The organism is Mailhella massiliensis, assembly GCF_900155525.1.
Lineage (GTDB): Bacteria > Desulfobacterota > Desulfovibrionia > Desulfovibrionales > Desulfovibrionaceae > Mailhella > Mailhella massiliensis.
In genome coordinates this window covers 182,738-196,005 of sequence record NZ_LT706943.1, presented here as the reverse complement: position 1 = coordinate 196,005, position 13,268 = coordinate 182,738, and the positions used below count along the sequence as shown (strand labels likewise).

10 protein-coding genes are annotated in these 13,268 nt (G+C 60.4%); 3 read left to right on the top strand and 7 right to left on the bottom strand.

Annotated elements, in window-relative coordinates; genetic code table 11:
* Positions 1 to 358, top strand: a 358-nt coding sequence (locus CZ345_RS17155; RefSeq protein ID WP_204224217.1) for a hypothetical protein, incomplete at its 5' end; no start/stop codon positions are given.
* Positions 359 to 795: 437 nt separating this feature from the next.
* On the opposite strand, the gene CZ345_RS04525 is transcribed toward CZ345_RS17155, so the two are convergent.
* The 5 genes from CZ345_RS04525 to CZ345_RS04505 are packed head-to-tail and all read right to left on the bottom strand — an operon-like array spanning position 796 to position 8,371.
* On the bottom strand, positions 796 to 1,974 hold the full coding sequence (locus CZ345_RS04525; protein WP_077071999.1) for a VWA domain-containing protein: 1,179 nt from the start codon (positions 1,972 to 1,974) through the stop codon (positions 796 to 798).
* Positions 1,967 to 4,318, bottom strand: coding sequence for a DUF5682 family protein (locus CZ345_RS04520; RefSeq protein ID WP_077071998.1), 2,352 nt, complete (start codon positions 4,316 to 4,318; stop codon positions 1,967 to 1,969). Before CZ345_RS04520 ends, CZ345_RS04525 begins: the two co-directional genes overlap by 8 nt.
* A 2-nt stretch (positions 4,319 to 4,320) precedes the next feature.
* Positions 4,321 to 5,430, bottom strand: coding sequence for an ATP-binding protein (locus CZ345_RS04515; protein ID WP_077071997.1), 1,110 nt, complete (start codon positions 5,428 to 5,430; stop codon positions 4,321 to 4,323).
* A 9-nt stretch (positions 5,431 to 5,439) separates the two neighbouring features.
* Positions 5,440 to 7,068, bottom strand: coding sequence for a DUF5691 domain-containing protein (locus tag CZ345_RS04510; RefSeq protein WP_077071996.1), 1,629 nt, complete (start codon positions 7,066 to 7,068; stop codon positions 5,440 to 5,442).
* A gap of 13 nt (positions 7,069 to 7,081) precedes the next feature.
* On the bottom strand, positions 7,082 to 8,371 hold the full coding sequence (locus tag CZ345_RS04505; protein WP_077071995.1) for an SWIM zinc finger family protein: 1,290 nt from the start codon (positions 8,369 to 8,371) through the stop codon (positions 7,082 to 7,084).
* A 357-nt stretch (positions 8,372 to 8,728) separates the two neighbouring features.
* On the opposite strand from CZ345_RS04505, the gene CZ345_RS04500 reads away from it, so the two are divergent.
* Together CZ345_RS04500 and CZ345_RS04495 are read left to right on the top strand one after the other, a co-directional pair.
* Positions 8,729 to 9,220 (top strand): NADH-ubiquinone oxidoreductase-F iron-sulfur binding region domain-containing protein, encoded by a 492-nt coding sequence (locus CZ345_RS04500; RefSeq protein ID WP_144277241.1) that lies wholly within the window; start codon positions 8,729 to 8,731, stop codon positions 9,218 to 9,220.
* Positions 9,221 to 9,222: 2 nt separating this feature from the next.
* Positions 9,223 to 10,920, top strand: a complete 1,698-nt coding sequence (locus CZ345_RS04495; protein ID WP_077071993.1) for a [FeFe] hydrogenase, group A — start codon at positions 9,223 to 9,225, stop codon at positions 10,918 to 10,920.
* Positions 10,921 to 11,014: 94 nt separating this feature from the next.
* On the opposite strand, the gene nifS is transcribed toward CZ345_RS04495, so the two are convergent.
* Positions 11,015 to 12,193 carry a cysteine desulfurase NifS gene (gene nifS, locus CZ345_RS04490; RefSeq protein ID WP_077071992.1) on the bottom strand — a complete coding sequence of 393 codons (1,179 nt, stop codon included), beginning with the start codon at positions 12,191 to 12,193 and terminating at the stop codon, positions 11,015 to 11,017.
* Between the two features lies 1 nt (position 12,194).
* A complete protein-coding gene (gene nifU, locus CZ345_RS04485) occupies positions 12,195 to 13,031 on the bottom strand; it encodes a Fe-S cluster assembly protein NifU (protein WP_077071991.1) in 837 nt (278 codons plus the stop codon).
* Between the last annotated feature and the right edge of the window lie 237 nt (positions 13,032 to 13,268).

Below are 13,268 nucleotides of genomic sequence, written 5' to 3'. Positions count from 1 at the left end.
TCAATCTGAGCCAGAATCAAACTCTCCAGTTGAAAAGTATTTGATTCAGAGAACCGAAGTTCTCAAATCGAACTCAAAGCTCTATTTCCCAACTCGCTCTTCACTTGTCAAAGAACCGTGCCGCTCACTCGCGGCGGTGTTGCTTTATGCAACTTTTCGTTTCCGCTGTCAACAACTTTTTTCAAAGTTTCTTTCCAGCGAAGCGCCTTCGGCGTGGACTCGTTTGAACCGCTGTGCCTCAGCGCGTTTTCGAGTTATGCCCGTTTCCCCCCGTTCTGTCAAACACTTTTTTCGCATTTTTCGAGAGATTTTTTCACAGGATCACCATATCTCGCTGATAAAATTTATCTTCTTTTAAAAAGAAATTTCTTCGTCATCCTCTTCCGAGATGCCGTTTTCCGGCACTAATCCCCCGGAAATGCAAAAAAACGGAAAACATGCCCCGTATCCCCGGGAAAAAATCATGCCTTCTCCGAAAGCTTCCGAGGACCTCGCCCAAGCACGCGTTCTGCCCTCAGGCGCATATCGCCTGACCCGGCATGAAAAACGCAGCATATCCATCTGCGGGAGAATATCTTATGTCACATTCCCTGATTCTGATTGTTTCCCCCCGTTATGCGGCGGTCCCGTATCTCCATCTCTCCATATTCTCCCGAAAAAGTCCGCCGCCTCCCCTCGTGCCGCAGAGAGGCAACACACTTCTCCGAAATGTCTTTTAAAGATAAAACCGGGGGATATGCCTCCCCCGGTCCATGTTTTCCGGTGCGTTGCTCACGCCGATAACCTTCAGGAAGATCACCTTGCGGCAGGAGTGGTGACCACCCCCTGTTGCGCCGCCCAGAGGCAGACATCCTCCTTTCGGATGGCTGCGGCCATCATACCGGGGAAGATATCCGGCGTGCAGGCAAAGCAGGGTACTCCCAATGCGGCAAGCTTTCCGGCAAGACTCTTGTCGTAGAAGGGACTTCCTTCATTGCTCAGAGCCAGCAGCGTGATGAACTGCACGCCGGACTGCACAAGCTCGTTCGCACGCTGGAGCAGATTCTTTTCCACGCCGCCTTCATACAGGTCGGAGATGAGCACCATAATGGTATTGCGCGGGTCCGTGATGAGCGACTGGCAGTAGCCCACGGCCCGATTGATGTCGGTACCGCCGCCGAGCTGAACGCCGAAAAGCACATCCACGGGATCGCGCATTTCTTCCGTAAGATCCACCACCGAGGTATCGAACACCACAAGGCGGGTACGCACGGCGGGCAGAGAGGCCATGACCGCACCGAAGATGCTGGAATATACAATGGAATCCGCCATGGAGCCGCTCTGGTCGATGCAGAGAATGACCTCCCTCTGCGGCCTCTGCGCCTTGCGGCCGAAGCCTATCAGCGTTTCCGGCACCAGAGAGCGGTATTCTTCCTGCCAGTGGCGCAGGTTGGCGCGTATGGTACGATTCCAGTCTATTTCCGCAGCACGGGGACGACGATTGCGCACGGCCCTGTTGAGCGCGCCGCTTACGGCGGAACGCATGGGTTCCTCAAGCTGCTTTAAAAGCTCTTCCACCACCTTGCGTACTACCAGGCGCGCGGTTTCCCGCGTTTCTGGAGGAATGACGCCGTTCAGCGACATGAGCGTGGAAATAAGATGTACGTCCGGCTGTACGGAATCGAGCATTTCCGGCTGGAGAAGCATATCTCTGAGATGCAGACGGTCGAAGGCATCCTTCTGCATGGCCCGCACCACGGAGGAGGGAAAGTACTTGCGGATATCGCCCAGCCAGCGAGCCACGCGGGGGGAAGAAGCGCCGCTTCCGCCCCTCAGGCCCCGGCCTTCATCTCCACGATCGTAAAGCAGAGAAAGAGCCTCGCTTATGCCCTTGTCCTCGTCGCTCAACGGAATATCGGCACAGCAGTTCACGGCCTCATCGCCCAGAGCAAGTACCCAGCGCCGCATGCGCTCCTTATCCTGAGTATTATCCATGTATCACCTCCCCTCCCTGCGCCGTTTCGGCAAGACCGAGCAATCTGCGCAAAAGCGGAATCGGAAGCGCCGCACGTTCCTCGTCTCTCTCCTCCGTTTCTCTCGAAACAACGGATACTGCAGCGCCGCCTCTGCGGGCACGCTCGGCAAGCTGCCTGCGTTCCGGTGCGGAAAACGCCGTAAAGGTACGGCGCAGCATGGGCAGAACCGCCACGAACTGATCTTCGGAAAGAGCGGTCAGCCAGGCGTCCACCATGCTCCAGAGCGTATCGTCATGCATGAGCAGCATGGCGCTCTGCCCGAGGAAGGAAGAAAGCCAGGCCGCCGCCGCTTCCGGCTCGGAAGCAGGAGAAAGAGCAAGTCCCATCTGAACGGCCACATCCTGTGCGGAAAGCACATCGTTGTCGAAAAGCAGCCTTGCCGCCAGACCGCGAAGGCAGGCGTGCACACCGCTTTCTTCCGGAACGAGGCGCTGCAGGGCCGCATGCCACTGGGCGGAAAGTTCCTCTTTGTTCATGCGGCGCAGCGCATCGTGCGCGGAACGCAGCTTTTCTCCCAGCGGAAGGGAACTGTCCTCATCAAGTCCTGTACAGGCAGCATGCAGCCCCACGGACACACGAGGCACCATCCCTTCCACCAGCGTCAGCACCATGCCCGTATCCGTACCGCGCACATCGCCGTAGCGGGCAAGACGGACAAGCTCGGGCAGGGCGGAAAGAAGTTCCACCGTATCGGTACTGAGTGCGGCCCGTGCGCTCACCGCTTCGGCAAGACTCCCGATGATTCCCCCAAGATCGGCAAGCAGCGCGGCATCCACCAGGCGGACAAGCTCTGCAAGGTCCGCCCGGGAGGCCAGATCGGCCGTGCGCCTTTCCGCAGCCTCCAGAAGCGTATTGCCCCAGGAACTGGCATGGATGATGTTGATGACGAGCTTCGGTTCCCACTGAAGCTGCCACAGTTCATGGAACGTCCCCTTGCCGCCGCCTTCGCGCCGCCCCGTTCCCCAGGGGATGTCCAGAAGCTGCATACGGTGCAGCATTCGGCTGCGGAGAAGATCCGTCTCCTGACGCAGATCGAGATCCAGCAGCTTCTGCGAGGCCTCGGGCTTCATCCTGAGCTTTTTCTGATGCCGCTCGATATCCCTCTGAAGAGGAACCACGGGAACCTGTTCCGGCACACTGCCGAGTTTTTCACCGATGATGAGCCGCCGTTCGATAAGGCGCATGGGAGCCGTATCTCCCATGCAGACCACGGTCTGCAGAGCTTCGCAAAGTTCCGCCAGGCCCGGACCGGGACGATGACGTAAAGAGGCCAGCGTTCCGGCCAGCCTTGCACACTCAATGATATGAGCGGGGGAACAGTCCAGCCCCTCTTCGCGGAACAGACGCGCCGCCATGGTCAGCCAGCTTACGGCGCGCGCATCCATGTCCGCTCCGCGCAGAACGTGTTCATACCATGCGGGGGAACAGACGCCCGCACCGTATCCGCTGACGACGCTCAGAGAAGCATAGGACCAAGGCACCCAGGTGACCGCCACCTTCATGCGGGGAAGCCCCTTCAGGCAGGCGTTGTCCTCTTTGACGGGTATCTTCGCTTCCAGTGCAGGCACATGCCACGCACCGCACACCACGGCAATGCGCTGAAAGCCTTCCTTTCCGGCGCGGCGCAGGCATGTACGCATGTGCGCCTCGCGCTGCATCTCCTCTTCCGGCGGAACGAATCCCGCGCTGTCGCGCTCCGCCCTCATTTCCGTCATGAATTCGCGGATGGCGTCGAACAGCTCAAGGCCGTCCATCCGCTCTTCAATCATGGCGTTCCACCATGCCTCGCCGTTTTCATACCCGGCAACGGCGGCAATTTCGTCCAGCGGATCAAAAGGCCTGCCTTCCGGCTTCTCTTCATCCGAAGACTCCTGGTCAGGATCAGGTTCCGGGCGAACTCCGGCGTCATCCGGTTCTACGTTCCGGTGCTGCGCCTCGTCGGCCGCTCTCTGCAGCTCCGCTTCCTGTTCCTTCTGCACGGCGAGCGCCACGGAAACGGGAAGATCCATGAAACGCAGCGGAATATTCTTCCGCCGGGCATAACGCAGCGCCTTCCATTCGGGAGAATACTCCGCCAGAGGAAAGAAGGAGGCAAAGCGGGCGTCATCCTCCGCATACACCAGCAGCGCCACGGGCGGCGCCATGGCCTCATCGTCAAGGAAGGAGAGCACGCTCTCCCCTTCGGGAGGGCCTTCCAGCAGAATACAGTCCGGCTGCCACTCCTCCAGAGCCCGGGAAAGACTGCGTGCGCATCCCGGCCCGTGATGGCGTATGCCGAAAATACGAATTCTGTCCTGGTCCATGTTCAATCCACATCGCGGCAGGCGCGGTACAGGTCCTTCCAGTCGCTCCGTTCCTTCATGACGGTTTCCAGGTATTCATGCCAGATCACGCGGTCCTGAACGGGGTCCTTGACGATGGCCCCCACGAGCCCCGCCGCCACGTCGGCCGCGCGGAGGCTCCCGTCGCCGAAATGTGCGGCCAGCGCCATGCCGCTGTTCACCACGGAAATGGCTTCCGCCGTACTCAGTGTACCGGAGGGCGTTTTGACCTTGATTTTGCCGTCTTCCGTTTTGCCGTTGCGAAGTTCGCGGAATACGCGCACCACACGGCGCACTTCCTCCAGCGCGGGAGGCTCGGCAGGCAGTTCCAGGCTTCTGCCCATTTCCCTGACACGCTTTTCCACAATGGCCACTTCCTCATCTTCCGTGGCGGGCACGGGCAGCACCACGGTATTGAAGCGGCGCTTGAGCGCGGAGGAAAGTTCGTTGACGCCCTTGTCCCTGTTATTGGCCGTGGCTATGACGTTGAAGCCGCGCACGGCCTGCACTTCCTCGTTGAGTTCGGGAATGGGCAGAGACTTTTCCGAAAGGATGGTAATGAGCGTATCCTGCACATCCGCCGGGATGCGGGTCAGCTCTTCAATGCGGGCGATACGCCCTTCCGCCATGGCCCGCATGAGCGGGCTTTCCACCAGCGCATGACGCGACGGCCCCTTGGCGAGCAGCTCGGCGTAGTTCCAGCCGTAGCGCATCTGCTCTTCACTCGTTCCCGCCGTGCCCTGAATGATGAGCGTGGAATCGCCGCTTACGGCTGCGGCGAGGTGTTCCGAAACCCACGATTTGGCCGTGCCCGGCACGCCGTAGAGCAGAAGCGCGCGATCCGTGGCCAGCGTGGCTACGGCTATTTCCATAAGACGCCTGCTGCCTATGTACTTGGGCGTCACTTCAAAGCCGTTTTCCAGCGTGCCGCCCATGAGATAGGTGCAGACCGCCCAGGGAGAAAGTTCCCACCTCTCGGGGCGGGGACGAGTATCGGCCTTTTTCAGTTCGGCCAGTTCTTCGGCAAACTGCTGTTCGGCGTGCCGGCGCAGGACACGGGAGGAAGCGCCGTTCTTTTCTTCTGCCATGGTCATAACACCCCTTTATTGGGTTGACGGTACGGAAAAATATCTGCCGAGCTCCTCACGCTGAAGGGCGACGGCGGCAAACATGTCGGCGATGTTGCGGTTGGGCGAATCGCTCTCCGGCGGAAAGGCAAGCATCTCACGCGCGGCAGGGAGCATGTCCGCAGGAAGCAGAGCGGCAAGTTCTCCGGCTACGGGAGCAAGGGAGTAGTCCCAGCTTTTTGCGGAAAGCCTCTCCTTCATGAGAAAAAGAGCTCTTTTGGCAAGAGAAGAGGACATAAGGTAGCCCTCCTCCTGACGGGCGCGGATATTCTGCAGAAGTTCGGGCAGATTCTTTGCCGTAAGCATTTCCTCCCAGGCCTTGTCACGTTCGCTCCCGCTCAAGGTTCCTGCAAGACGGAAGACGTCGAGCTTTTCGCCCGAGCTGCTCGGCCATACGCCGCCCTTCTTCACATGCCTAAGCATGGCGTGCGCCCAGGCCGCGTCGGGCTCACGGAGAAAAGCGTCGCCCCAGGCCAGCTGAAGAGCATCCTTCCATTCCGAATGATCCGAAAGTTCCAGCAGTTCTTCGGGAGTTCTGCCCGTGTGCTTCGTCCACCATACAAGCGGCATGGCGGAAGCCATCTGATACAGCCACCCCGCCCTGGGCCCCAGGCGGGACAAAGGCGTTTTTTCGCTGATGAGGTCTTCCGCCCAGGAAGACTCATACGTTTCCGGCGGAACGATGAATTCCTTCTGTCCGCGCCCCGTCACCGCAGAGACGATGCGCCCAAGCTCAGCACGCAGCCCTCCTTCACTCCTTTCCGCAGAAGAAAGTTGCAGGCAGGCAGCAAGGCGCGCGCCCATGCGTTCCAGATAACGGCTGCCCGGCAGACGGGAAAGCAGATCGGCCGCCGCCTTTTTCACTTCCCGGCTGCGATCCTTCCTCAGAAGGCGTTCCAGCAGATCTTCATCCTCCATGCTCAGATTGCAGGAAAAAAGGGCAAGCAGTTCCCGGCGTTCCGTCGCCCCCATGGATGCAAGGTCTCGCTCGAACCTTTCCCTCGCGAAGCGGGGAGCGCGGGAACGCTCCAGCAGGAAAAAAGCCTTACGCTGCGCCGGGCGGCCGTGCTCCCAGTCTTCCGGGTCGAGTGCTTCTTCAGAGGAAGCGGCAAACAGGCTCCAGGCACTATTGCGTTCGGAAAGCCACAGCCCCCGTTCTCCGAGGATACGGGAAAGAGAAGGACGCAGCGCCGGAGTCTCCCGCCCCATGGCCAGAGCCGGTACCAGCAGAGAATACGGCAGTACCATATTTCTTTGAGCAAGGTATGCTATGGCTTCCCGCTGCAGGCGGAAAAAGCCGTTCCGGAAAATTTCCCCGAGCATCTCCACCACAGGACTGTTTTCCGGCAGCATGTCGCGCTTTTCTTCCGGACAGGATGGCGGAAGCACGGCCTCGGACTTCTTCTGCGGCACAAAGCCCGCCCTTTCGCAGACAAACACCGCACCGGCCCCGCGCAGCAGCGCTGCGGCATCATTGCCGTTTGATGCGGCCGCAATATCCTTCAGAAGAAGACCGCAGGGGGTATCGTCGACAGGCAGTGCTGACGCACGCCGTTCCGTGCCGAGCAGGGCCTGCGAACCAAGCATGCTGAGCCTGGAATCCATGGCATCCTCCCTTTCAGGATTCCGTTTGAACAAATGCCCCGGCAAGACGAAGCGCCCTGCCGTCCCATTCTCCGCACACGGTGAGCGGATGTCCGCCGCTGCGTGCCAGAAGCTCCCACGCCTCTGCGTCGGTCATGGCAAGAGCGATTTCGCGCTCATCGCCGACCAGAAGACGCCAGGTATCGTTCTCGCAAAAGAGCCGCGCCCCGGAAAAAAACAGCGGCAACGGCCTTTGCCAGGGGTTGGCGGCCACGGCGCGCGCCATAAGCAGGAGCGCATCGTCCAGCGGGAAGGAAGGTATGGGTTCTCTGGAGACGGATACCGGCCCCTCCGCCACCACGGCACGCAGAGGAAAAGCTCCGGGGTAGAAGGCAAGCGTGGCGCGCACATGGTCGCCCGCGGAAAAGGAATGCTCGAACACGCGGCTTTTGTGGGAAAAATCCAGAAGAAGCGCCATGCGGCCGGAAGAGTGCCCATAAAGCCACACGCGCCGCTGCCAGAGCTTGTCCTCTTCCTCAAAGCTCACGCCTGCCACGATCCATACGTCCTCAACCCGGTCTTCACCGGAGAGCACGCTTTCCTTGTCGGGAGCCATGCCGAGAGCGGTGCGCACGTCGGCTTTTTCCGCAGGAGAAAACGTATCCATACGGGAAAAGGCGTCCGCGAGAAGCTGAAGTTCACCGAGTCTGCCGAGTACTTCCGCAGGCCAGTCATCTCCGCGGTCCACAAGGCCTTCCATACTCCGCAGCCTGGCCGCAGCTCCCGGGGCCTGCGCATCCACCATGCGCGCGGCAAGCCTGCTCCATTCGCCGTACTGCCCGGAAAGAGAAGAAAGCCCGCAGCGTACCTGATCCTCCATCCAGCGGGAAAGCTCCTCAAGCCCCGCCTTCATGCGTTCAAGACGGGCGGCCTCCTTTTTGGGAGAAACGGCGGCGCTCTTCTTTCTGGTCTGCCCTTCTTCCTTCTTCGCTGCGCGGGCCTGACGGGCCGCAAGCCACTCCGCCACCCACTCCGGTCTCTCCCCCTCGGTAAAGGAGGAGCTATGCTGCGCCATAAGCAGCAGAAGAGCCAGGGAATGCTTGCAGGGTATTTTCCGGCTGGGGCAGGAGCATGCGCAGACAGGCCCGGAAAGATCCACCCTTACCTGATAGGGTTTGGAGCCGCTTCCCTGGCAGAGCCCCCACACGGCGGACTCATCAAAGCCGAGAGACTGCCATTTTCCGGGCGAAGCCAGGCCGCGCGCCGCCTTGATCGACGCATCGTCGGGGGCCATGGCAAGAACAGACTCCACCGTGATGTCCATATTGCGTTCTCCCGAAACATCCGCGACAAACGCGGCAAACAGTTCACATCTTGTTGTTTTATTTGTAACTGCGGGAAGAAAACGCGTCAAGAGAGGCCCCCTGAACAGGCTGCGTCCCCCCTTTACCTTGTTCCATTATGAAATGCAGGGTGCAGACTTTACAACTCAGCCTCGTACGGATAGTGCTTGTTCATTAAAGCGCGTGGCGGGCATTTCCGGGACATCCCCGACAGGCCCGACAGCACGGCGGATATTCCGGCCCGGCAAACGGCCGGAACATGCCGCGTCCCCGCCGTACAGAGCGCCGAGTCGCTCTCCTTCGCGGTCAACATTTTCCCTTCCTTTCGGACGCCCACCATGGAAAAGTCACCGGAAACACAAAAGGCCCTGGCCGTTCTTGAAAAATTCACCAGCGATCAATGCTGCGGCAAATGCATTTCCTGCCGTGAAGGCACAAGGCAGATGCAGCAGATTCTTGTCGCCTCGGAACAGCCCTTCCCCACCCCGGAGGAACTGGGGCTTCTTTCCGAGCTCGGAGCACTCATCGACCATACGGCACGCTGCGGCCTCGGCAAGAGCATCGCACGGCAGGTTCTGTCCGTTCTGGAACATCAGGGCGGAGAGGAGCGCGTCATTGAAGAGTACCTGCCCGGCCCCTATCAGGAACTCATCTTTTTCGATATCGACCCCAAACGCTGCAAGGGCTGCTCCAAATGCGCGCGCAGCTGCCCGGTGAATGCCATCACCGGCGTCGTCCGCCAGCCCTTCGTCATCAACCATGAAACCTGCATCAAGTGCGGCACCTGCATGATGAACTGCAAGTTCGGCGCCATTTCCATCAAGGATTAACCATGGGCAGCATGATCATCGACGGCATCCGCGTCGAATTCACCGATGAAGCCAATGTACTTACGGTCATACGCAAGGCGGGCATCGACCTGCCCACGCTCTGCTACGTTTCGGAACTTTCCGTGTACGGCGCCTGCCGCCTCTGCACGGTCAAGGACGACGAAGGCCGGTATTTCGCCTCGTGCACGGTCAAGCCGCGCGACGGCATGAACATAGAAACCAATACGCCGGAGCTGAGGCGCTACCGCCGCACGCTTCTGGAGCTTCTGCTCGCATCCCACGACCGCGACTGCACCACCTGCAACAAGAACGGCGACTGCCATCTCCAGAACCTTGCCGAACGCATGGGCGTACGAGGCGTGCGCTTCAAAAGCGTTCAGGAACACCATGAGGTGGACAACAGTTCCAACTGCATCGTACGCACGCCGAGCAAGTGCATTCTCTGCGGCGACTGCGTGCGCATGTGCGACAACATTCAGGCCGTGGACGCCCTCGACTTTGCGGGCAAGGGCGTGGCCACGCTGGTGACGCCCGCCTACAACCGGCGCCTGGCCGAAACCGACTGCGTGGGCTGCGGCCAGTGCCGTGTGGTCTGCCCCACAGGCGCCATTTCCATCAAGAACAATGTGGACGAAGTGTGGGCCGCCCTGGCGGACCCCGAAACCCGCGTGGTGGCGCAGGTAGCCCCTGCGGTACGCACGGCCATAGGCGACAGGTTCGGCTTCCCCGCCGGAAAGAACGTGATGAACCGCCTTGTCACGGTGATGCACCGGCTGGGCTTCGAAGAAGTTTACGATACCGCCTTCGGTGCGGATCTTACCGTGGCCGAAGAAAGCCGCGAGCTGGAGAAGCGCCTCGCCTCGGGCGAGAATCTTCCGCTGTTCACGAGCTGCTGCCCGGCGTGGGTACGCTTCTGCGAAAAGAAGCACCCCGACTTCATTCCCCATCTTTCCACCTGCCGTTCTCCCATGCAGATGTTCGGCGCGGTGCTGCGCGCCTGGGACGAACAGATTCCCGACGAAAAGGGGCGCCGCCTCGTTTCCGTGGCCATCATGCCCTGTACGGCGAAGAAGGATGAAATCCTGCGCCCCGAATCCCATACCCACGGCAGGCAGGACGTGGACTTCGTGCTGACGACGGAAGAACTCGTCGGCATGATACAGACCTACGGCCTGACCCTGAACGGCGCGGAAAAGGACGCGGCCGATATGCCCTTCGGCATAACCTCGGGCGCGGGACTCATCTTCGGCGCGAGCGGCGGCGTCACGGAAGCGGTGCTGCGCAACTTCATCGCCGGGCACAACCGTACGGCAATCGACGAGCTCAAGCGCGCAGGCGTACGCAGCGAGGAAGGCCTGCGGGAATTCACCTTCCGCTACGGCGAAAGGGAACTTCATGCGGCCGTGGTGAGCGGACTGCGCAACGCCGACACGCTCCTGAACGCCATCCGCGCGGGAGAAAAACATTACGACTTCGTGGAATTCATGGCCTGCCCCGGAGGCTGCATCATGGGCGGAGGGCAGCCCGTTTCCTCCTCCGGCGTCGGCATGTTCCGGCCGCGCCGCGATTCGCTCTATGAAGCCGACATCAACATGCAGATAAAGAAAACCAGCGAAAATCCCCTGCTCGATACGCTCTACTCCACCCTGCTCAAGGGCAGAGAGCACGAGCTTCTGCACAGAAATCTCACCGGAGAATGAAAAACGGCCGCCACCGGCCACGATGAAAAAGCCCGCTTCCGTTGAACGGAAGCGGGCTTTTTCATGCGCGCCGCACGAGGCGCGGCACGGATCTCTACTTCTTCAGAAAGCTTGCGAACGGAGAAATCTTGCGCAGTTCGCTCACGATGCCGGGCATGACTTCGATCACGCGTTCGATTTCCGCCGCGGTATTGTAGCGGCTCAGGCTGAAGCGCACGGAACCGTGGGCGTAGTTGAAGGGCACGCCCATGGCGCGCAGCACATGGGAAGGTTCAAGGCTGCCGGACGTGCAGGCGGAGCCAGAGCTTGCGCAGATGTGATACTGGTCGAGCTGAAGCAGCAGAGCCTCGCCTTCCACGGCCTCGAAGGAGATGTTCAGGGTGTTGGGCAGGCGATGAGCCTGATCGCCGTTGACCTTGCAGTGCGGAATGGCGGCAAGCAGTCCTTCCTGCAGGCGGTCGCGCAGGGCGGAAACCTGCGTACGTTCCTTATCCAGATTGGACGCGGCCAGTTCGCAGGCCTTGCCGAGGCCGATGATGTAGGGCACGTTCTCCGTACCCGCACGGCGGCCGCGTTCCTGATGACCGCCCTTCAGGTAGGGACGGAAGCGGGTGCCGCGGCGGACATACAGCGCGCCTATGCCCTTGGGGGCATGGAGCTTGTGACCGGAAAGCGCCAGGTAGTCGATGGGCAGGCGGGAAAGATCGATGATTTCCTTGCCCACGGCCTGCACGGCGTCCACATGCAGCTGCACGCCGCGGGACTTCACGATTTCCGCCACCTTGGCGATGGGGAAGATGGTGCCGGTTTCGTTGTTGGCGTACATCATGGAAACCAGAGCCGTGTCGGGACGGATGGCGCGCTCAAGCTCCTCAAGGCTGATCTGTCCCTTGTCGTCCACACCGAGCCACGTCACTTCGTAGCCCTTGTCTTCGAGATAGTGGCCGTAGGCGAGCACCGCGGAATGTTCCACCTTGGTGGTGATGACGTGGCGCTTTTCCGGCTGGGTTTCCGTGGCGGAATACCAGGCGGAGTTGTCGGATTCGGAGCCGCAGGACGTGAAGATGATCTCTTCGGGATCGGCGCCGAGAATACCGGCCACCTGCTCACGGGCGGTGGAGATGTAACGGCCCATCTGCCCGCCGAAGGTATGCATGCTGGAGGCATTGCCGTACAGCGGGCCGAAGGCGGGCATCATGGCTTCCACCACTTCGGGAGCGACCCGGGTGGTGGCGTTGTTGTCGAGATAGATCACATCGGTAACGTCGGCCATGTTACGCCTCCACGACGTTGATGGCGGAATCCACCTGCTCGCGCAGGGTCTTTTCCACCAGATTCTTCAGCGTCAGCTGGCTGGCGCTGCACCCGGAACACGCGCCGCGCAGGGCCACCACCACGGTGGTGCCGTCCACGTCCACGAGTTCTATGCTGCCGCCGTCGAGAGCGAGGCGGGGGGCGATATCTTCATTGATGATGGTCATGACCTTCTGCATACGCTGCACGTTGGTCATGCGGGGCACGGGACGGATTTCCTGAAGGGGCTTGTCCATGGCGTGCAGCTTGTCGAGGATGGACTGAATGTCGTCCTTGCAGCTGCCGCAGGCGCCGCCGGCCTTGATGAAGTCGGTCACTTCCTCCACGGTGGTGAGGTTGTTTTCCCTGGCCACCTTGATGATCTGAAGGTCGGTCACGCCGAAGCACTTGCACACGAGACGCCCCTCTTCCGCGTGAGCCTTGGAGGGCAGGCCCTTCCAGTGGCGCACCGCGTCTTCCAGAGCTTCCTCGCCCATGACGGAGCAGTGCATCTTTTCCTTGGGAAGGCCGCCGAGATACTCGGCGATTTCCTTGTTCGTCAGCTTTGCGGCCTCGTCCATATGCTTGCCCTTGATGAGTTCGGTGAGGGCGGAGCTGGAAGCGATGGCGCTGGCGCAGCCGAAGGTCTGGAACTTCGCGTCTTCAATGATGCCCTGTTCGTTGACCTTGAGCATGAGCTTCAGAGCGTCGCCGCAGGCAAGGCTTCCCGCCTCGCCGATGACGTTGGCGTCTTCGAGCACGCCGGCATTGCGCGGATGCAGGAAGTGGTCACGGACAGTCTCGGTATATTCCCACATGGTTATACTCCTGTAATGCGAAGTCCCCTTTCCTTTCGGGAAAGACCGCTCCGCGTTTTCCGTCTACTGGTTCGGTGCAAGGTTAATCACTTTCCGGGCAATGTCCAGAATCAGGGTCGCAAGTTCCGAAAATCCCTTGCATGAGCCCGACCTTTCCCGCAGAAAACATCCCGAAAAAAAACGCATCCTCCGCGCCGTGCCCCGCCGGGGCGACCATAAAAAAACACGCCCGGGACG